Annotated in this window: 16 protein-coding genes; 5 read left to right on the forward strand and 11 right to left on the reverse strand. The window is 70.4% G+C overall.

Annotated elements, in window-relative coordinates:
• Nucleotides 1–82: 82 nt before the first annotated feature.
• The 7 genes from ACFYRY_RS10745 to ACFYRY_RS10775 form a co-directional block, all read right to left on the reverse strand.
• A complete protein-coding gene (locus ACFYRY_RS10745; protein ID WP_389142336.1) occupies nucleotides 83–1,231 on the reverse strand; it encodes an aldose epimerase family protein in 1,149 nt (382 codons plus the stop codon).
• Between the two features lie 138 nt (nucleotides 1,232–1,369).
• Nucleotides 1,370–2,614 carry a multiple monosaccharide ABC transporter permease gene (gene mmsB, locus ACFYRY_RS10750; RefSeq protein WP_389142338.1) on the reverse strand — a complete coding sequence of 415 codons (1,245 nt, stop codon included), beginning with the start codon at nucleotides 2,612–2,614 and terminating at the stop codon, nucleotides 1,370–1,372.
• Nucleotides 2,611–4,161, reverse strand: coding sequence for a multiple monosaccharide ABC transporter ATP-binding protein (mmsA, locus tag ACFYRY_RS10755; RefSeq protein WP_389142340.1), 1,551 nt, complete (start codon nucleotides 4,159–4,161; stop codon nucleotides 2,611–2,613). Before mmsA ends, mmsB begins: the two co-directional genes overlap by 4 nt.
• Before the next feature lie 40 nt (nucleotides 4,162–4,201).
• Complete coding sequence (chvE, locus tag ACFYRY_RS10760) at nucleotides 4,202–5,314, reverse strand: multiple monosaccharide ABC transporter substrate-binding protein (protein ID WP_389142342.1); 1,113 nt, start codon at nucleotides 5,312–5,314, stop codon at nucleotides 4,202–4,204.
• A gap of 141 nt (nucleotides 5,315–5,455) precedes the next feature.
• Complete coding sequence (locus ACFYRY_RS10765) at nucleotides 5,456–6,424, reverse strand: hypothetical protein (RefSeq protein WP_389142344.1); 969 nt, start codon at nucleotides 6,422–6,424, stop codon at nucleotides 5,456–5,458.
• Between the two features lie 111 nt (nucleotides 6,425–6,535).
• The gene (locus ACFYRY_RS10770; protein ID WP_389142346.1) at nucleotides 6,536–7,540 is read right to left on the reverse strand and encodes a zinc-binding dehydrogenase; all 1,005 of its coding nucleotides are present in this window, start codon (nucleotides 7,538–7,540) and stop codon (nucleotides 6,536–6,538) included.
• On the reverse strand, nucleotides 7,537–8,697 hold the full coding sequence (locus tag ACFYRY_RS10775; protein WP_389142348.1) for a mandelate racemase/muconate lactonizing enzyme family protein: 1,161 nt from the start codon (nucleotides 8,695–8,697) through the stop codon (nucleotides 7,537–7,539). The genes ACFYRY_RS10770 and ACFYRY_RS10775 overlap by 4 nt, the downstream gene beginning before the upstream one ends.
• 291 nt (nucleotides 8,698–8,988) lie before the next feature.
• On the opposite strand from ACFYRY_RS10775, the gene ACFYRY_RS10780 reads away from it, so the two are divergent.
• Nucleotides 8,989–10,158, forward strand: a complete 1,170-nt coding sequence (locus tag ACFYRY_RS10780) for a hypothetical protein (protein ID WP_389142350.1) — start codon at nucleotides 8,989–8,991, stop codon at nucleotides 10,156–10,158.
• Nucleotides 10,159–10,199: 41 nt separating this feature from the next.
• On the opposite strand, the gene ACFYRY_RS10785 is transcribed toward ACFYRY_RS10780, so the two are convergent.
• Nucleotides 10,200–10,643 (reverse strand): MarR family winged helix-turn-helix transcriptional regulator, encoded by a 444-nt coding sequence (locus tag ACFYRY_RS10785; RefSeq protein WP_389142352.1) that lies wholly within the window; start codon nucleotides 10,641–10,643, stop codon nucleotides 10,200–10,202.
• Nucleotides 10,644–10,737: 94 nt separating this feature from the next.
• Here ACFYRY_RS10785 and ACFYRY_RS10790 point away from each other — a divergent pair, with 94 nt between their 5' ends.
• On the forward strand, nucleotides 10,738–11,760 hold the full coding sequence (locus tag ACFYRY_RS10790) for an NADP-dependent oxidoreductase (RefSeq protein ID WP_389142354.1): 1,023 nt from the start codon (nucleotides 10,738–10,740) through the stop codon (nucleotides 11,758–11,760).
• A 284-nt stretch (nucleotides 11,761–12,044) separates the two neighbouring features.
• Here the strand turns inward: ACFYRY_RS10790 and ACFYRY_RS10795 are convergent, their stop codons facing one another.
• The gene (locus ACFYRY_RS10795) at nucleotides 12,045–13,196 is read right to left on the reverse strand and encodes a serine hydrolase domain-containing protein (RefSeq protein ID WP_389142356.1); all 1,152 of its coding nucleotides are present in this window, start codon (nucleotides 13,194–13,196) and stop codon (nucleotides 12,045–12,047) included.
• Between the two features lie 242 nt (nucleotides 13,197–13,438).
• Between ACFYRY_RS10795 and ACFYRY_RS10800 the strand changes: the two genes are divergently transcribed.
• Nucleotides 13,439–14,266: an EI24 domain-containing protein gene (locus ACFYRY_RS10800; RefSeq protein ID WP_389142358.1), complete on the forward strand. Its 828-nt coding sequence runs from the start codon at nucleotides 13,439–13,441 to the stop codon at nucleotides 14,264–14,266.
• Here the strand turns inward: ACFYRY_RS10800 and ACFYRY_RS10805 are convergent.
• Entirely contained in the window at nucleotides 14,217–15,464 is a 1,248-nt protein-coding gene (locus ACFYRY_RS10805) for a pyroglutamyl peptidase (protein ID WP_389142360.1), read from the reverse strand. The genes ACFYRY_RS10800 and ACFYRY_RS10805 overlap by 50 nt on opposite strands.
• A 122-nt stretch (nucleotides 15,465–15,586) precedes the next feature.
• On the opposite strand from ACFYRY_RS10805, the gene ACFYRY_RS10810 reads away from it, so the two are divergent.
• On the forward strand, nucleotides 15,587–15,916 hold the full coding sequence (locus ACFYRY_RS10810; protein ID WP_389142362.1) for a YrdB family protein: 330 nt from the start codon (nucleotides 15,587–15,589) through the stop codon (nucleotides 15,914–15,916).
• Nucleotides 15,917–15,977: 61 nt separating this feature from the next.
• On the opposite strand, the gene ACFYRY_RS10815 is transcribed toward ACFYRY_RS10810, so the two are convergent.
• Entirely contained in the window at nucleotides 15,978–16,553 is a 576-nt protein-coding gene (locus ACFYRY_RS10815; protein WP_389142364.1) for a TetR/AcrR family transcriptional regulator, read from the reverse strand.
• 104 nt (nucleotides 16,554–16,657) lie between these two features.
• Here ACFYRY_RS10815 and ACFYRY_RS10820 point away from each other — a divergent pair, with 104 nt between their 5' ends.
• Nucleotides 16,658–19,087: a glycoside hydrolase family 3 protein gene (locus ACFYRY_RS10820; protein ID WP_389142366.1), complete on the forward strand. Its 2,430-nt coding sequence runs from the start codon at nucleotides 16,658–16,660 to the stop codon at nucleotides 19,085–19,087.
• Nucleotides 19,088–19,148: the final 61 nt, after the last annotated feature.

Genomic DNA, 19,148 nt, shown 5'->3' on the forward strand with positions numbered 1-19,148 from the left:
AACGCGTCCCAAAGGGGCGCGGGGAACTGCGCGACCAGCCCCAACGGAGCCGCAGCTCCTCATGGCCTACCCGGCGGAGCGCCTACGCGCCGAACGAGTGGATCGTCGTCGTCCGGTACGTCTGCCCGGGCCGCAGCACCGTCGAGGCGAACGACGGGTGGTTCGGCGCGTCCGGGAAGTGCTGCGTCTCCAGGCAGAGCGCGTCGCCCTGGCGGTAGGTGCTGCCGCTGGTGCCGACCAGGGTGCCGTCGAGGAAGTTGCCCGAGTAGAACTGCAGCCCCGGCTCGACGGTGGCGATCTTCAGGGTGCGTCCGGAGGACGGGTCCCGGAGGGTCGCGACATGCTCGGGCTTCTTGGTGATGCCCTTGTCGAGGGCCCAGTTGTGGTCGAAGCCCTTGGCGAGGACCTGCTGCGGGTTACCGGCGCGGATGTCCTCGCCGATCGCCTTGGACTTGCGGAAGTCGAAGGGGGTGCCGGAGACCTTCGCCAGTTCGCCGGTCGGGATGAGGCCCGCGTCGGTGGGCGTGTAGCGGGCGGCGGCGATCTTCAGCTCGTGGTTCTCGATCGAGCCGGTGCCCTCGCCGGCCAGGTTCCAGTAGACGTGGCTGGTGAGGTTGACGACGGTGGCCTTGGTGGTGGTGGCCTCGTAGTCGATGCGCCACTCGCCGTGCCGGGTGAGGGTGTAGGTGACCTTCGCCTTGAGCGTTCCCGGGTAGCCCATCTCACCGTCGACGCTGGTGTAGTGCAGGTGCAGACCGACGTCGGAGCCCTTGGTGAACGGCTCGACGTCCCAGACGTGCTTGTCGAAGCCCTGGGTGCCGCCGTGCAGGCTGTTGTCGCCGTCGTTGACGGAGAGCTGGTAGCTCTTGCCGTCCAGGGTGAACCGGCCCTTGGCGATCCGGTTGCCGTAACGGCCGATCAGGGCGCCGAAGTACGGGGTCTTGGCGACGTAGTCCTCGATGTTGTCGAAACCGAGGGAGACGTTGGCGTACTCGCCGTGCCGGTCCGGGATCTCCAGGGACTGGACGACGCCGCCCCAGGACAGGACCTTCATGCGGGTGCCGCCGTTCTCCAGCGACCAGCGGTAGACCTTCGTGCCGTCGGCGAGCTTGCCGAAGAGTTCCTTCACCGGTGTCCTGCCTCCCGTTGCGTGCGCGGTGCCACCGACGGTGGCGGCGGTGACACCGGCGGCGGCAGCCCCGGCGATGACGGTACGTCTGCTCAGTTCCACGTGCGGCTCCTCGTGAATGAGGGGAGTTGCCTCCCCGTACTGTGCGGTGCGTAGTCCTGCGACAGCGTTGTGCTGTTCCTGACAAAATCGGGTCCGGAAAGAGCCGGGGCCCCGCCGGTCGGCGGGGCCCCGGTCGTGCTACGAACCGACCTTGCGCTTGTTCCACACGTCGAAGCCGACCGCCGCCAACAGGGCCAGACCCTTGATGACCTGCTGCCAGTCGCTGCCGACGCTGAGGAGGTTCATGCCGTTGTTCAGCACACCGAGGACGAGACCACCGATGATCGCGCCGAGGACGGTGCCGACACCGCCGCTCATGGACGCGCCGCCGATGAACGACGAGGCGATCGCCTCGAGTTCGTAGTTCAGGCCCGCCTTCGGTGAGGCCGCGTTGAGGCGGGCGGCGATCGCCAGACCCGCCAGGGCCGCGAGCGCGCCCATGTTCAGGAAGACCAGGAAGGTGACCTTCTTGTCCCGGACGCCGGAGAGCTTCGCCGCCGGCAGGTTGCCGCCGATGGCGTAGATGTGGCGGCCGAAGACGGAGTTGCGCATGAGGTAGCCGTAGCCGACCACCAGCACGCCCAGGATCAGCAGGACGATCGGCGCGCCCTTGTAGCTGGCGAGCAGCATCGTCACGACGAGGATCGCGGCGACGATGCAGACCAGCTTGAGCAGGAAGAGGTTGCGCGGGACGACGTCGAGCGAGAACTCCCTCTGGCGCTTGCGGTCACGGACCTCCTGGAAGACCGCGAAGACGATCAGGGCCAGGCCCAGCAGCAGCGTCAGGTTGTGGTAGTTCGTGTTGGGGCCGGTCTCCGGCAGGAAGCCGTTGCCGATCTTCTGCAGTCCGTCCGGGAACGGGCCGAGGGTCTGCCCCTCCAGGAGGATCTCCGTCATACCGCGGAAGATCAGCATGCCCGCGAGGGTCACGATGAACGACGGTATGCCGAGATACGCGATGAAGAAGCCCTGCACCGAGCCGGCCACCGCGCCCACGACCAGGCTCAGCACCACGGCCACCGGCCAGGACACGTCGTGCTGCACGGTCAGTACGGCCGCGAACGCGCCCACGAAGGCCGTCACCGAACCGACCGACAGGTCGATGTGGCCCGCGATGATCACCAGCATCATGCCGATCGCGAGGATCAGCACGTAGCTGTTCTGCAGGACCAGGTTGGAGACGTTGCGCGGCAGCAGCAGGTCGCCGTCCGTCCACACGGCGAACAGGGCGACGATCAGGCCGAGCGCGATCAGCATGCCGTACTGGCGCATGTTGCTGCGCAGGCCGTCCAGGACGAGCCGCAGCAGGCCACCGCCCGCGCCCCCGCCTCCGCTCTTGCCCGGCGCCGGGGCCGGGGTCTTGGCGGTCACATCCGTGCTCATCGGGTTACCTCTTTGTCCTTAGTCATCTGGCGCATCAGTGATTCCTGCGAGGCCTCGGCCCGCGAGAACTCACCGGTGAGCCGCCCCGCGGCCATCGTGTAGATGCGGTCGCACATACCGAGCAGCTCAGGCAGCTCGGAGGAGATGAATACGACCGCCTTGCCCTGGGCGGCCAGTTGGTCGATGACCGTGTAGATCTCGTACTTGGCGCCGACGTCGATCCCTCGCGTCGGCTCGTCCAGGATCAGCACCTCGGGACCCGTGAAGATCCACTTGCTGAGGACGACCTTCTGCTGGTTGCCGCCGGACAGCTTGCCCACCGGTTCGGAGACGGTGGGCGCCTTGATGTTCATGGACTTGCGGAAGCCCTCGGAGACCCGCCGCTCCGCCTGCTCGTCGACGATCCCCCGCTTGGCCACCTTGCCCAGCGCGCTGAGCGAGATGTTGCGGTTGATGGTGTCGATGAGGTTGAGGCCGTAGTGCTTGCGGTCCTCTGTGACGTACGCGATGCCGTGCTTGACCGCCTCGGGGACGGACTTCGTACGGATCTCCGTGCCGTCCTTGAAGACCTGGCCCCCCGCGTACCGGCCGTAGGACCGGCCGAAGACACTCATCGCGAGTTCGGTGCGGCCGGCGCCCATCAGGCCCGCGATCCCGACGATCTCGCCGCGCTTGACGTCGATCGACACGTCGTCGACCACCTTGCGCTGCTGGTCGATCGGGTGGTGCACGGTCCAGCCGCGGATCTCGAGAGCCGGGGCCGAGCCCACCTCGCCCTCGTACGCGGTGCGTTCGGGGAAGCGGTGGTCGAGGTCGCGGCCCACCATGCCGGAGATGATCCGGTCCTCGCTGGTGTCCGACGCCTTCACATCGAGCGTCTCGATCGTCTGCCCGTCCCGCAGGATGGTCACCGAGTCGGCGACCTTGCGGATCTCGTTCAGCTTGTGGGAGATGATGATCGAGGTGATGCCCTGCTTCTTCAACTCCAGGATGAGATCCAGGAGTTTGCCGCTGTCCTCGTCGTTCAGGGCCGCGGTCGGCTCGTCGAGGATGAGCAGCTTCACCTTCTTCGACAGCGCCTTCGCGATCTCCACCAACTGCTGCTTGCCCACGCCGATGTCGGCGACGCGGGTCTCCGGGTGGTCGGAGAGACCGACCCGGCGCAGCAGTTCACTGGCGTGCTTGAGCGTGTCGTTCCAGTTGATCAGCCCTCGGGTGGCGTGCTCGTTGCCGAGGAAGATGTTCTCCGCGAGGGAGAGGTAGGGCACCAGGGCCAGTTCCTGGTGGATGATCACGATGCCGCGCTGCTCGCTGGCTCTGATGTCCTTGAACTCGCAGGTGTTCGACTCGAAGAGGATCTCGCCCTCGTACGTGCCATGCGGGTGAACGCCGGAGAGGACCTTCATCAGGGTCGACTTGCCGGCCCCGTTCTCCCCGCAGATGGCATGGACCTCGCCCTGCTGGACGGTCAGTGTGACGTCCGACAGCGCCTTGACGCCGGGAAAGGTCTTGACGATCGAGCGCATTTCCAGGACGGGTCCCGCCATGGTCGTGCCTTCCAATCTGTTGCTGCAGTGGGCCCGTCGGTCAGTTGAGGTCGGAGGCCTTGTAGAAGCCGGAGTCGACGAGCTCCTTCTGCCAGTTGCTCTTGTCGACGCTCACGGGCTGAAGCAGGTACGCGGGCACGACCTTCGTGCCGTTGTCGTAGGTCTTCTCGTCGTTGACCTCGACCTTCTTCTTGTTCAGCGCCGAGTCGACCATGTTCGTGGCGACCTGGGCGAGCTTGCGGATGTCCTTGAAGACGGTCTGCGTCTGCTGGCCCGACTTGATCGACTTCACCGAGGCGACCTCGGCGTCCTGGCCGGTGATGACGGGCAGCGGCTTGCTCGCCGTGCCGTAGCCGTCCGACTTCAGCGCCGAGATGATGCCGATCGAGATGCCGTCGTACGGCGAGAGGACCGCGTCGACCCGGCCGCTGGTGTACTTGCCGGTCAGGATGTCGTCCATGCGGCGCTGGGCGGTGGCGCCGTCCCAGCGCAGCGTGGTGACCTTGGTGAGCTCCTTCTGGCCGGACTTGATCACCAGCTGCTTCTTGTCGATGTACGGCTGGAGCACCTTCATCGCGCCGCCGAAGAAGTACCGGGTGTTGTTGTCGTCGTTGGAGCCGGCGAAGAGCTCGAGGTTGAACGGGCCCTTCTTGGAGCCGTCCTTCAGGCCGAGCTTCTCGACGATGTAGCTGCCCTGGAGCTCGCCGACCTTCTCGTTGTCGAAGGACGCGTAGTAGTCGACGTCCTTCGTGCCGAGGATCAGGCGGTCGTAGGAGATCACCGGGATGTTGGCGTCCTTGGCCTGCTGGAGGACGTTGTTGAGCGACTTGTTGTCGATCGCCGCGATGATCAGGGCCTTGACCCCCTGCGTGATCATGTTCTCGATCTGTGAGACCTGCTGGTCGGGCTCGTCCTCGCCGTAGACCAGCTTCGTCTTGTAGCCCTTGGCCTGGAGGTCCTTGACGACGTTCTTGCCGTCGGCGATCCAGCGCTCGGAGGACTTGGTCGGCATCGAGATGCCGATGGTCGCGCCCTTGGTGCTGCCCCCCTTGTCGTCGCTGCCGCCCTCGCTGTTCTGGCCGCAGGCGGACAGGGTCAGGGCGAGGGAGGAGGCGGCGGCTATGGCGGCGAGTGCGGCTCGACGGGTACGCATGATCATCATCCTTGATGTCGGTACGGGCTCGGTCCGGCACCGCGCGCTCCGTGGCGCCGATGGGAGGGAGACCGAGAAGAAAGGGCGTGTGGGATTGTGTGTGCCTGCGTCGGCTTTTGTGAAGGGGCGTTGTCCGGAACGTTATGAGGGCGTATCGAACCGACGCAGAGAGCCGGGCAGTCGGGAGCCCAGCGGTGCCATGTCGTCGCCCACTCCGTGCCGTGCGAGCAGATCCAGGGCGAGTCTGCCGCGCCGCACCCGTTCCCGGGCGGTGGACAGGGTCACATCGCGCAGGTGGTGCCCGTACGGGTAGATCGAAGGGGCCTTGGAGAGACCGAACTTCAGGTACAGCGGGGCGCCGCGGCGGATCAACTCGGCGACCTCGTACATCCGTACATACCCGCCGAGATCGTCGGGTGCCTCGATGTACATGTCCATCGGAGCGGCGGAAACCCGGCGGATCTCGGTGAGGTGATCGAGCGTCAGGTCGCTGGGCACGTTGACCGAGTCGGCGCCCAGGTTCTCGTACACCGCGTACGCGGCCGGGTTGACGGGCCCGATGAGGGCGCTCACCTTGAGGGTGGTGTCCGCCGGGATGATGCCGGCCGAGCGCGCCCGGTGCAGCGTCCACAGCACGCCCTCGTCGGCGACGAGCAGGCACTTGACGCCCAACTCCGTTGCCCGGACGGCGTCTTCGACACATCCGGCGACCGCATCGTGACCGCGGGCCCGCAGGCCCCCGCCGCGCGAGTCGGTCCGCGTCGAGCCGCCGATGTCCCAGGTGCCGCGCGGACCGGTGAACAGGCAGAGCTCGATGTCCCGTTCGGCGGTGGCCTCGACCATCTCGGTGATCTCGGCGTCGGTCAGCATCCACACGCCGCTGCCCTGGCTGATCCGGTGGATCGGCACGTCGAGACGCGAGGACTCCTTGAGGACGACGGCCAGCGCCTCCGGGCCCTCGCACGAGGGGATCTCGGTGCGCCAGCGGCCGCCGCCGGGGAAGGTGTGCGGCGAGGCGTCGGCGGGGTCGAGGGCGGGCGCGCCCAGGCCGAGGGCGGTGAGCGCCTGCTCACCGGGCCTACGGGCTGCCGTGGTGGAAGCGTCGGTCACAAGGAGTCCTTAGTGTTCGGTATGTCGGACGAAGTTCGCGGCTCAGGGGACGGAAAGACGTGGGGTACGCCGGTCCGGGGGCCGTCAGGTAACCGCCGGACCGGCGTACGTCTAGGGGCGCAGCAGCACCTTTCCGACCTTCGGGTCACCGGACCCGACCAGCTCGATGGCGCGCGGGAACTCGGCCAGCGGCAACTCGTGCGTGACCAGCGGCAGCGGATCGAGCAGCCCGGCCGCGAACACCCGGACCGTGTGCGCCCAGGCGTCCGGCGGCGCTCCGAAGACGGTGTGCACCTCCAGCTGCCGTACCACCAGGTCCGTCGGGTCGAGCCCCTCGGCGCCCGGCGCCGGGATGCCCGTCAGGACCAGCCGGCCGCCGCGCCTGAGCAGCGAGGCGGCGGTGCGCGCGGCGGACGCGGACCCGGCGGTCTCGATGACGACGTCGAAGTCCTCGGGGAGTTCCTGGTCCTTGGTGCGGAAGTCGGTGGCGCCGAACTGGCGGGACAGCGCCTCCCGGTCGTCACGGGTGCCCACGACCAGCAGCTCGGCCGGGGAGCCGGCCTTCAGGAACTGCACGGCGAACATGCCCAGCGTCCCGGTGCCGACCACGGCGACCCGCTCGCCCGGCAGGGCGTTCGCCTTGATCGCGGCGGCCGCGATGCACGCGGCGGGCTCCAGCAGGGCGCCCGCGGTCAGGTCGGCGTCGTCCGGCAGCACGTGCAGCAGGCGCGCCGGGAGGGTGAGCGTGGTGGCCATCGCCCCCGGCTGGGTGAACCCGGTCTCCTCGTACCCCGCCGTGCACAGCGTCGTCTCGCCCGCGTGACAGCGGTCGCACACCTGGCAGTTGCGGAAGCCCTCCCCGACGACCTTCCGGCCGACCAGGGACGCCGGCACCCCGGTGCCGACGGCCTCGACCGTCCCGGACCACTCATGGCCGGGGGTGAGGGGGTAACGCACGTATCCCTCGGGCCGGTTGCCCTGGTACACCTCGCGGTCGCTGCCGCAGATGCCCACGGCGTGGACGCGCACCAGCGCCTCCCCGGCCTCCGGCCGCCTGGCCTCGTGCGAGGTCAGCCGGTGCTCGCCGGGCGCCTCGATGACGACGGCGGAGCTCACTTCTGGGCGCCCTTCGGCTTGCGCTGCTCCCAGCCCTCGGCCCACAGGTCGAAGCGGGCCTGCTGCTGCGGGAACTCGGCGGCCGCGTCCACGTCCAGCTCGACACCGAGACCGGGCTTGTCGGACAGGTGGAAGTACCCGTCGATCACCTCGGGCGCTCCCTTGACGACCTTCTTGATCTCCGCGTCGGCGAAGTCGTTGAAGTGCTCAAGGATCTTGAAGTTCGGCGAGGAGAAGCCGACCTGGAGGGAGGCCGCGGTCAGCACCGGGCCGCCGACGTTGTGCGGGGCGACCAGCACGTAGTGGGTCTCCGCGGTGGCGGCCAGCTTCCGGGTCTCCCAGATGCCGCCGATGTGGCCGACGTCCGGCTGGATGATGTCGACGGCCTGGCTCTCGAACAGCTCACGGAACTCGATGCGATCGTGAATCCGCTCACCGGTGGCGACCGGGATGTCGACCTTGGCGGCGACCTTCTCCAGCGCCTTCAGGTTCTCCGGCGGAACCGGCTCCTCCAGCCACGCGGGCTTGAAGGGCGCGAGGTCCTTGGCCAGCCGGACGGCGGTCGAGGGGGAGAAGCGGCCGTGCATCTCCAGCATCAGCTCGGCGTCCGGCCCGATGGCGTCGCGCACGGCCTCGATGAGGGAGACGGCGTACAGGCTCTGCTCGTGGTCGAGCTCGAAGTGCCCGGTGCCGAACGGGTCGATCTTGAGGGCCTTGTACCCGCGCTCCATCACGCCCTGCGCGGCCTTGTGGTAGGCCTCCGGGGTCCGCTCGGTGGTGTACCAGCCGTTGGCGTACGCCTTGACCTTGTCGGTGACCTTGCCGCCCAGCAGCTGCCACACCGGCACGCCGAGGGCCTTGCCCTTGATGTCCCAGCAGGCCATCTCGATGACGGCGATCCCGGACATCACGATCTCGCCGGCCCGCCCGTAGTCGCCGTACTTCATGCGCTTGACGAGGTCTTCCGTGGCGAACGGGTCGGAGCCGAGAATGTGATTGGTCTGCGCCTCCCGCAGATAGCCGATCAGCGCGTCGGTGTGGCCCAGCATCCTGGTCTCGCCGACGCCGGTGATGCCCTCGTCGGTGTGCACCTGGACGTAGGTCAGGTTGCGCCACGGCGTACCGACCACGTGTGTGCTGATTCCGGTGATGCGCACGGCAGTTGCCCCTTGCTGCGTCGTCTGCTTCGTTCAGTTCGGTGAGTGTGTTCGAGATTTCGTCACACGTTCGAAATGCTGGCGTGACAGTAAGGACGGTGTGAGGTGAGTGTCAATGGGTCCACCGCATAACGGTTTCGACACTGCTTTCGGAAAGGCTTTCGACGGCGGTTTCGCCGCGTTGTCCCGACCTGGTCGCAAGTGGCCACGCCGAGGCGTCGGCTTCCCTACACAACTTTCACAGCTATGACTATGAGGGCTGTGTGAGAGGAACTTAATCTTCCACGCGTCATGGACTACTGCCAGCCGTGCCACAGGCACCTCAACGGCGCGCTCGCCTGCCCGGGGTGCGGCGCATCCGCCGAACAACTCCACGCACACGCGACGCGGGATCACGCGCCCGCGTGGTCGGGGTCGACGGGTGAGGGGCCGGCGGGTGAGGGGCCGGCCGCGGGCGGGGCGGGGTCCTACGGGGCGTACGAAGCGGCCTACGGGGCCGCCTACGGACCCGGCGGGGTGAGCGACGGCGGATATTCCGGCGAGGCTCCCACGGCCGCGTACGAGGCCCCCTACGGCGCCGGGGCCGAGGTGTTCTCGTATGAGGGCGCGGCGGAGGCGGTGGCCCCCCACGCCGACGACGCCGCGGGCGCCGACGACGCCGCGGATGCCGGGGCAGAGGCGCGGACGGTCGTCGACCGGGCCGAGGCGGTGGCGGAGCCGACCGGCGGCCGCGCGGCGCGTCGGCGCGCCCGGGGCCGTGGCGGCCGGGCCGTACCGGCTCCCGAGGGGCCCGAACGCGCCGACGGCACCCGGGAGTTGGACGACACCGAGGATGCCGACGGCGCGGCGGAGTACGGCGCCGCCGGCCGGTACGAGGACGACGACGCCGACGACGACCCGCACGCCTCCTCGGACGGTGCGAGCCGCCGCGATCGCAAAGCCGCGGCGCATCGACGCCGCCGACGCCGGACCCTCTTGATCGTCGCGGGTTTCGTGCTGGCCGCGGGCGGACTGAGTCTCGCGGAACTCGGCATGGACGCCCCCGGTTCCGCCCCGAAACCGGCCGCGGCCGGTGACGAGTCGGCGGCGGGCGACGCCTCCCCGGAGGCGGACGGGACGGGCAAGCCCTCGGGCGCCCCCAAGGGCGTCGGAGCCGGGGCGGCGGACTCGTCCTCCCCCGACCCCTCGGCGTCCCCGTCGGCCTCCGAGTCCGCCAAGGACGGTAAGGACGACAAGCACGGCAAGGACGGTAAGGACGACACGTCGGACGAGGGCACCGACGGGCCCACCGATGGCGCCGGCGCGCCGTCCGGCCCCGCCCCGGGCGGCTCGCCCACGGCCCCGGGCGGATCGGACCCGACCCAGGCCCCCACGCCCACGGCCGCCCCGACCACCTCGGATCCGAACCCGGAGCCACGCCCGACACAGACCTGCGACCGCTTCCTGTGGTGGTGCACGTGAAACGTTCGCTTCCGTAAATCTGTCAGCCCTGCGCCGCGGTGCTACGCCTCCGTGTGGACCATCCGGCGCAGCAGGTCCCGCAGTGCCTCGCGCTCCCCGTCGGAGAGGCCGGCCAGCGGTTGCCGGGCGAAGCGCAGGCCCTCCCGGAGTTCACGGGCCACCCGGCTGCCCTCCGTCGTGGCCGCCGCCAGCTTCACGCGCCGGTCCGTGGGATCGATGCGCCGTTCCACCAGGCCCCGGGACTCCAGCCGGTCCACGATGCCGGTCACGTTCGACGGCTCACACCTCAGCTTCTGGGCCAGCTTCCGCATCGGCAGCGGCTCCAGTGACAGCAGGCTGAGCAGCCGCGCCTGCGCGCCGGTCAGGGTGTGCTCCGCCGCGGCGTCCTCGTAGTCCTCGTAGAAACGGGCCACGACGTCGCCGATGAGTTCGACGACCTCCATGGTCAGCGCATCGGGACGGCGGGTCTTCTCGGGTGTGGCCATGCGATCCAGGGTACCCCGTTACTTGACATCCTGAAATATTCAGAGGCATGGTTGTTTCAGGTACTGAAGCATTCGCAGGAAAGGCGCACACCTCATGTCCGACAGCCCCACGCTCCCCTCCGTCGGCCGCGAATGGCGACTGCTCAGCCGTCCCGTCGGCTGGCCCAAGCCCGAGGACTTCGAGCTGGCCGAGGCGGCGATACGGCAGCCCGGCCCCGGCCAGGTCCTGGTGCGCAACGAGTACCTCTCCGTCGACCCCTACATGCGCGGCCGGATGAGCTCCGCCAAGTCGTACGTGGCCCCCTTCGAGCTGGGCAAGGCCATGCAGGGCGGCGCGGTCGGCGAGGTCGTCGCCTCCGAGGCCGAGGGCATCGCCGTCGGCGACCATGTGCTGCACTTCGGCGGCTGGCGCGAGTACGCCACCTTCGACGCCAAGCAGGCCGTCAAGGTCGACGCCGCGGCCGCGCCCCTGTCGACGTACCTCGGCGTGCTCGGCATGACCGGCCTCACCGCCTACGCCGGGCTGCTGCGCACCGCCTCCTTCAAGGAGGGCGACACGGTGTTCGTCTCCGGCGCCGCGGGCGCCGTCGGCAGCCAGGTCGGCCAGATCGCAAAGCTGAAGGGTGCCGCCCGGGTCATCGGCTCGGCCGGCTCCGACGAGAAGGTCAAGCTCCTCGTCGAGGAGTACGGCTTCGACGCCGCCTTCAACTACAAGCAGGGCCCGGTCTCCGAGCAGCTGCGCGCCGCCGCCCCGGACGGCATCGACGTCTACTTCGACAACGTCGGCGGCGACCACCTGGAGGCCGCCATCGGCTCCCTCAACCAGGGCGGTCGTATCGCGGTCTGCGGGATGATCTCGGTCTACAACAGCACCGAGCCCGCCCCCGGCCCGAAGAACCTCGCCCGCCTCATCGCCACCCGCGGCCGCATCGAGGGCTTCCTGGTCGGCGACCACTACGACCTCCAGCCGCAGTTCGTCCAGGAGGTCGGCCCCTGGGTCGCCTCGGGCGAGCTCAAGTACCGCGAGACCGTCGTCGAGGGCATCGAGAACAACCTGGAGGCCTTCCTCGGCGTCCTGCGCGGCGACAACACCGGCAAGATGATCGTCAAGCTCTAGGGGGCGTCCGTAAAGTCGCGTCGTCCGCCCGAAGGGCGGGCCCTGCGGCGTCCGGTGCGTGCTCTCGGCGTGCCGGGCGGACGCCCGCGTACTGGTCGTACTCGGGTGTTCGCCCGGTGCGGCGAGAGTGCGTGCCGGGCGTCGCAGGGCAGGCGGGACTTTGCGGACACCCCCTAGGGACACCCTGCGAACGGAGGCCGCACCCCACGTCCAGGGGTGCGGCCTCCGTCGTACCAACGAACGGGTGGGGGCGGCGTCACGGCCGCCCCTCGCCCGGTTCGCGGTCAGTTGGCCAGGGCTGCCGTGTGGGTCGCCCTGACCAGCCGTTCGTTCTCCGGTGCCGCCCCGCCCGGGAAGGCCATCCGGCGGCGTGTGTAGCCGTACGCCAGTCCGCTGCGCGGATCCGCGAAGGCCTGCGTGCCGGCCGCGCCGCTGTGCCCGAACGCCCCGGCGCCCAGGAACGGGTACCAGGCGTCCGCCATCGCCTGGAAGCCGAGGCCGTAGGACCTGTGCCCCCGCGTCACCAGGTCGTACCCGACCGAGTGGATCTGCCCGACCTCGGCGACGGTGTCCGGCTTCAGGAGCGGTGCCCGCCCGTCCACCTCGCTGATCGCCGCCGCGTACATCCCGGCGAGCCCGCGCGCCGCGCCGACCCCGCCCGCGGACGCCGGGCCCTTCGCGCGTACCGCACGGGAGTTGGCGTAGTCCTCCAGGGTCCCGGACTCGGGCGCGTGGCTGTTGAACGCGATGGAGGCCAGCGTGTGCGGCCCTCTCGGCACCGCGTCCAGGACGGCCTGCTGCGGCGCCGTCGGTGTCATCGGCTGCACCGGGCGGTAGCGGGGCTCCAGCGCCTGGGGCAGCCCCAGGAAGAAGTCCAGGGCGCGCGGGGCGCGGACCCGCTCCTCGTACACCTCCTGCAGGGTGCGGCCGGTGGCCCGGCGGACCACCTCACCGCTGAGCGCGCCGATGACCAGGGCGTGGTAGCCGAAGGCGGTGCCCGGTCTCCAGAACGGCCGCTGGTCCGCGAGGCGTTCGGCCATCACCCGGTCGTCCGCCAGCTCCTGGGCGGTGAACCCGGCGTCCAGCCCGACGAGGCCCGCCCGGTGCGCCAGCAGGTCCCGCAGGGTCAGCGTGTCCTTGCCCTCGGCGGCGAACTCCGGCCAGTAGTAGGTGACTCTGCGGTCCAGTTCGAGGGTGCCGTCCTGCACCAGGAGCGCGACCACCAGGTGAGCCGCCCCCTTCGTCGACGAGAACACCCCGTACAGCGACCCCGCGTCGACACCGTCACCGGCCCACAGGTCGACGACCTTGCGGCCGTGGACGTACGCGCACAACTGGCCCTCGTAGTCGGGGAGTTCCCCCGCGACGAAGGCAGCGAACTCCTCACGTACCGCCTCGAAGCCGTCCGCGACGGTGCCGTGGATCTCCTGCGTCATTCGCTCTCCTCACCTGAAACGCCACCCGCGTGTCCCCCTGGGCCCCGGCGTTCGGGCCCCCGCCGTCCGGCGGTCGGAACGGTTCTCGCAGGAACGTTTCTTGTCGTGCGCACGCGTACCTCCTCCAGGGCTTCCTGGGATCGGTACGGCGGGGCGTGCCTGTTCGACTCAACCGCGTCACACGCGTGGCCCGGCGACGGCGTGGGTGCGGCCCGCACCACCGGCCCCGATAGGGTTTTCCCATGCGCGATCTCGGGGCTGGATTCAAGTACCTTCTGAAGGGCCAACGCTGGATGGCCGGCCACGGCAGGCAGTACGGCTTCGGTCTGCTCCCGGGCCTGATCACCCTCGTCCTCTACGCGGGGGCACTCGTCGCGCTGGCCCTGTGGGGCGAGGACTTCGTCGCCTGGGCGACACCGTTCGCCGACGACTGGTCGAGCCCCTGGCTCGGACTCTTCCGCGGCTTGCTCACCGTCGTCCTGTTCGCCCTCGGCCTGCTCCTGTCGGTCGTCACCTTCACCGCGGTCACGCTGCTCGTGGGCCAGCCCTTCTACGAGAACCTCTCCGAGAAGGTCGACCGGGACGTCTCCCCGGACGGCACCGCGCCCGAGTCCGGGCTGCCGCTCTGGCGCGAGCTGTGGATCTCGGCCCGCGACAGCCTCCGTATCGTGCTGCGCGCCGCCGTCTGGGGCGTCCTCCTGTTCGCGTGCGGCTTCGTGCCGGTCGTCGGCCAGACGGTCGTCCCGGTGATCGGCTTCTTCGTCACCGGGTTCTTCCTCACCGAGGAGCTCACCGCGGTCGCCCTCCAGCGCCGCCGCGTCGAGCTCCGCGACCGCCTCGCCCTGCTGCGCGCCCGCAAGACCCTGGTGTGGGGCTTCGGCACCCCGCTGGCCGTGGCCTTCCTGGTGCCGTTCGTCGCGGTCTTCCTGATGCCGGGCGCGGTCGCGGGCGCCACCCTGATGGCCCGCGACCTGCTGGGCGAGGAGACCGGCGACGCCGAGGAGGACGCCGACGGCGACGTCAGTCCGCTTCCGCCGCCACCGTCAGGATCGACCGCACCTGGGCGATGATGTCCAGCCGGTTGCGCACGAACCCCGGATCGGTCACCGTTCCGCTCGCCGGATCGGTGTTCCCGGCCCCGAACTCCAGCACGGGCGTGTGCACATGCCCGCCCGGCAGCACGTCGTGGAGCCCGAGCCGGTCCCGCAGCAGCGTGGCCCGGTAGGCGATCTCGTTGGACAGGTAGTCCCCGCCGCCGCCCTTCCGGGCGGCCGATCCGGGCGTCGGCCCGTCCGGCCGTACGACGGGGCCGGTGCCGCCCGCCGGGATCTCGGTGACCTCGGTGTTGTCGTACACCGGGAACCGTCCGGTGTCGGCGGCCACGATCTTCGCGTACGGCAGGGTCGTCGTCGTCCACTGCGGCTGCGAGGCCGGGTCGGTGACCGGGACGGTCCCGGTCACGCCGATGCCGTCGTTGTCCGCGAAGCCGCCCCGCCAGGCCCCGTTGGTCCGCTCCACGTCGAAACGGCCCACGCGTCCCTGGCTCACGGTGGTGAAGAGGTCCACCTTCCTCAGGTACGGCCGCAGCGTCCGCTCCACCGTCTGGTCCGTGAAGTCCTGCCAGCGCACCGGGAACACCACGGTCTCGATCCGCGCGGGCCCGTCCGCCGTCTCGATCACCGTGCCGTCGAGAGCTAGCGCGGTGGCCCCCGACGGGTTGGAGATGCGGATGTCCCGGTCCAGGGTGAACGGATCGAACCCGGTGACCAGGATCCGCTTGGTCTTCTTCCCGCCCTCCGGCAGCCGCACCGTGGTCTGCCCGCGCGAGGTCCGCTCCAACTCGTCCCTCAGCGCGTCCCGTTGCGCGTCGGACAGGCCGAACCCGGGCTCCCAGGTGCGCACTTCGCGGGTCATCGCCAGCCGCGCCCAGTACAACGGCCGGTCGTCGTCCCGGCTGAGATCCCCGCCCGTCGGGCCCCGCCCCTGCGCCCGGTCCACGGCCCGCCGCCACAGCGCCGACCCCTCGCGCTCGACGATCTGCCGGGCCCGCGGGTACGACCGTGCGCCGCTCAGCCCACGCGCGAGCGCCGGTGCCGCGGCGTCGAACCCGGAACGCCGGAGGATCTCCCGGGGCACGGCCCCATCGAGCCGCTGCTCCTCGACGCTCGCCGCGGGCGCGGTCTCCACGGCGCTCGCGGTCGTCGGGGCGGAGAGGCCGGCCATCAGGGCAAGACCGAGAACCCCGGCCCGAACTCGTATGGAATGCACGGAGGTTGTGTCCTTCCGTCGCGGTGGGGGGACTGGCGCAGTATCGCCCGGCGGACGTGGATCACGCCATGGCGGAGCGCGCTGCTGGCCGTGGTCGCGGCAGCCGGGTGATACTGCCGCCCATGAAGCCGGCCAACCTGGGCGTTCTCTTCCTGATCGAGCTGGGCGCCCTCGTGGCCGTCGCCTACTGGGGGTTCACGCTCGACGCGCCGTCCCCGGTGACCTGGCTGGCGGGCCTCGGCGCTCCGGCCGTACTGATCGCGCTGTGGGCGCTGTTCGGGTCACAGAAGGCCCGGTTCAAGACGCGCGGTGCGGGCCGCGCCCTCTTCGAGACGGCCTGGTTCGGGGCGGGCGTCGCCGCGCTCTTCGCCGCCGGGGCGTGGCCGTGGGCGGTCGCCTTCGCCGCGCTGTGCGTGGTGAGCAAGACACTGGCCGTCGTCTGGGGTCAGTAGGGCGGCGGTTCGCGCCGCCGCCCGTCCGGGGCCAGTGACGCGGCCGTTCGCGTAGGCCGCCTCACTCCTCGCCGAGCAACCGCAGGAAGTCCCGGAACGCCCCCGGCATGTCCACCGCGTCCGGGTCCAGCAGCCACTGGTACTGCAGACCGTCCATCACCGCGACGAGAAGCGGGGCCGTGCGCTCCGGTGTGAGCCCGTTGGGCAGCCGGTCGCCGTACTCGGCGCGCAGCACCTGCGTCATGTTCGCCCGCACCTGCGCGTACCGGTCGGTGAAGTAGCCGCGCGTCGGATGATCCTCCGTCACGCTCTCGCCGAGCAGCGCCGAGAAGGTCTGGACGATGCCGGGCCGCGTCGCGTTGTACTCGACCAGCGAGGCCAGCAGGTCCAGCCGCAGCGGCCTGGGCGGCATGGCGTCCCAGCGGTCCCGCTTCTCCAGTACGGCGACGAGCAGGGCGTCCTTCGTCGGGAAGTAGTGCAGCAGCCCCTGCTGGGTCAGCCCCACCCGTTCCGCCACCGCAGCGAGGCTCGCCCCCCGGTAACCGCGCTCCGCGATCACCTCCAGTGCGGCCGTGACGATCGAGGCCCGCCGCTCCTCGCTCCTGACTCTCACGCTCATGCCGTCACCGTACGACACCGCATCCAGTCGAAAGTAACGGATACATAACGAAACCTACCGCTCTACAGGGAACCGATGCAGGATGAGGGCAACCGCACGGACTTCAACCAGGAGGCGCCGCCATGACGGGAACCCCGACATCCCCGGACATCGAGGAAGCCGTCGAGGCGGCCCTCGGCAAGCTCGACCTGGACACCAAGACCCGCCTCCTGGCCGGTCAGGACATGTGGTCCCTGCCCGCGGTGCCGGAGATCGGCCTGGAGTCCCTGGTCATGTCGGACGGCCCGATCGGCGTCCGCGGCGTCCGCTGGACCGCCGGTGACCCGTCCGTCGCGCTGCCCTCGCCGACCGCGCTCGCCGCCACCTGGGACCCCGACCTCGCCCGCCGGGCCGGCACCCTGCTCGCCCAGGAGGCCCGTCGCAAGGGCGTCCACGTGCTCCTCGCCCCGACGGTCAACCTGCACCGCTCCCCGCTCGGCGGCCGCCACTTCGAGGCGTACAGCGAGGACCCCTTCCTGACCGGGGAGATCGGCACCGGCTACGTGCGGGGCGTCCAGTCCGGCGGTGTCGGCACCACCGTCAAGCACTTCGTCGCCAACGACGCCGAGACCGACCGCTTCACCGTGAACAACCTGGTCGGCGAACGCGCCCTGCGCGAGCTGTACCTCGCCCCCTTCGAGGCGATCGTCGAGAACGCCCACCCCTGGGGCATCATGACCGCCTACAACTCGGTCAACGGCACGACGATGACCGAGCACCACCACCTCGTCAACGAGATCCTGCGCGGCGAATGGGGCTTCGACGGCGTCAACGTCTCCGACTGGACCGCCGCCCGATCCACCGTCGGCGGCATCGAGGGCGGCCTCGACCTCGCCATGCCCGGCCCCGACACCGTCTACGGCGAGGCCCTCGCCCAAGCCGTGCGGGACGGCGGCGTCGAGGAGTCCACGGTCGACGAGGCCGTCCGCAACGTGCTGCGGCTCGCCGCCCGCGTCGGCCTCCTGGAGGGTGTCGCCCCGGCCGTCACCGACCTCCCCGAGGCCGTGGACAGCGAGGGACTCGCCCGCGAGATCGCCCGGCGCGCCTTCGTCCTCGCCCGCAACGAGGACGCGGCCCTGCCCCTGCGGCCCGGGACCACGGTCGCGCTGATCGGCGCCGCCGCCCGCGACGCCCGGGTCCTCGGCGGGGGCTCCGCGACGGTCTTCCCGGACCGGACCGTCTCCCCCCTCGACGGGCTCACTGCCGCCCTGACCGACGGCAGCCTCAGCTACGCCGTCGGCGCCGACCCGAACACCGAACTCGCCGTCGCCGACAAGGGGTTCGAGCTGCGCGCCGTCTGCCGTGACGAGGCGGGCACCGTCATCGGGACCGGCGCCGCACCCACCGGCGCGCTCACCTGGATGGGCACGGACCTCCCCGAGGGCGTCACCCACGACACACTCCACAGCGTGGAGCTGACCGGCACCTTCACCCCGCGGGAGAGCGGCCCGCACACCTTCGGCATCAAGGGCACCGGCACCTTCACCCTCACCGTGGACGGCACCACCCACTTCGACGCCGTCCAGCGCCCCGCCGACGACGCCGACCCCTTCGAGACCTTCTTCGGGGCCCCGCAGCCCCGGGCCCAGGCCGAACTCACCGCGGGGCAGCCGGTCGAGGTCTCCCTCACCCACATCGTCGCCCTCCCCGAAGGCCCCGGCTTCAAGTCCCTCGTCTTCGCCCTCGCCCACCAGGCCCCCCAGCGTGACCCCGACGAGCTGATCGCGGAGGCGGTGGCCGCCGCCCGGGCCGCCGACACGGCCGTCGTCGTGGTCGCCACCACCGAGCGCGTCGAGTCCGAGGGCTTCGACCGCAAGGACCTGCGCCTGCCCGGCCGCCAGGACGAGCTCGTGCACGCCGTCGCCGCCGCCAACCCCCGCACCGTCGTGGTCGTCAACTCCGGCTCCCCGGTCGAGATGCCCTGGCGGGACGAGGTCGCCGCGGTCCTGCTGAGCTGGTTCCCCGGCCAGGAGGGCGGCGCCGCCCTCGCCGACGTACTCACCGGCGCGTTCGAGCCCGGCGGCCGGCTGCCCACCACCTGGGGTGCCCTGGCCGACGCCCCGGTCACCCAGGTCGTCCCGGTGGGCGGCGAACTCCCCTACAGCGAGGGCGTGTTCATCGGCTACAGCGCCTGGGAGAAGGCGGGCAGGACACCGGCGTACCCCTTCGGACACGGCCTCGGCTACACCGACTGGACCTACGAGTCCGTCGAGGTCCACGGCACCACCGTGAAGGTCCGCGTCCGCAACTCCGGCGAGCGAGCGGGGCGCGAGGTCGTCCAGGTCTACTTGGCTCCCACCACGCCGGACCCGGACCGCCCCGCCCGCCGGCTGGCCGGCTTCGCGGGCGTCACGGCCACCCCCGGCGAGACCGCCGAGGTCACCGTCCAGCTCCCGCGCCGCGCCTTCGAGATCTGGGACGAGGGAGCGTGGTCGTTTGTGAAGGGTTCGTACGAGATCCAGGTGGGCCGCTCGATCACGGACCGCCGGCTCACCGCGACGATTAACGTCTGATCCGGGACAAGTTCCCCCAAGAGCAGCCCCGGCCCGGGACCTGACACCTGGGCCGGGGCTC

It is taken from the genome of Streptomyces sp. NPDC005263, from assembly GCF_042872365.1.
GTDB lineage: Bacteria > Actinomycetota > Actinomycetes > Streptomycetales > Streptomycetaceae > Streptomyces.

Excerpts from the sequence above, each read along its gene's own strand:
- ACFYRY_RS10790 (WP_389142354.1), top strand. The coding sequence starts at position 10,738 with ATGTCCGACAGCCCCACGCTCCCCTCCGTCGGCCGCGAATGGCGACTG.
- ACFYRY_RS10795 (WP_389142356.1), bottom strand. The coding sequence starts at position 13,196 with ATGACGCAGGAGATCCACGGCACCGTCGCGGACGGCTTCGAGGCGGTA.
- ACFYRY_RS10780 (WP_389142350.1), top strand. The coding sequence starts at position 8,989 with ATGGACTACTGCCAGCCGTGCCACAGGCACCTCAACGGCGCGCTCGCC.
- mmsA (WP_389142340.1), bottom strand. The coding sequence starts at position 4,161 with ATGGCGGGACCCGTCCTGGAAATGCGCTCGATCGTCAAGACCTTTCCC.
- ACFYRY_RS10800 (WP_389142358.1), top strand. The coding sequence starts at position 13,439 with ATGCGCGATCTCGGGGCTGGATTCAAGTACCTTCTGAAGGGCCAACGC.
- ACFYRY_RS10820 (WP_389142366.1), top strand. The coding sequence starts at position 16,658 with ATGACGGGAACCCCGACATCCCCGGACATCGAGGAAGCCGTCGAGGCG.
- ACFYRY_RS10785 (WP_389142352.1), bottom strand. The coding sequence starts at position 10,643 with ATGGCCACACCCGAGAAGACCCGCCGTCCCGATGCGCTGACCATGGAG.
- mmsB (WP_389142338.1), bottom strand. The coding sequence starts at position 2,614 with ATGAGCACGGATGTGACCGCCAAGACCCCGGCCCCGGCGCCGGGCAAG.
- chvE (WP_389142342.1), bottom strand. The coding sequence starts at position 5,314 with ATGCGTACCCGTCGAGCCGCACTCGCCGCCATAGCCGCCGCCTCCTCC.
- ACFYRY_RS10810 (WP_389142362.1), top strand. The coding sequence starts at position 15,587 with ATGAAGCCGGCCAACCTGGGCGTTCTCTTCCTGATCGAGCTGGGCGCC.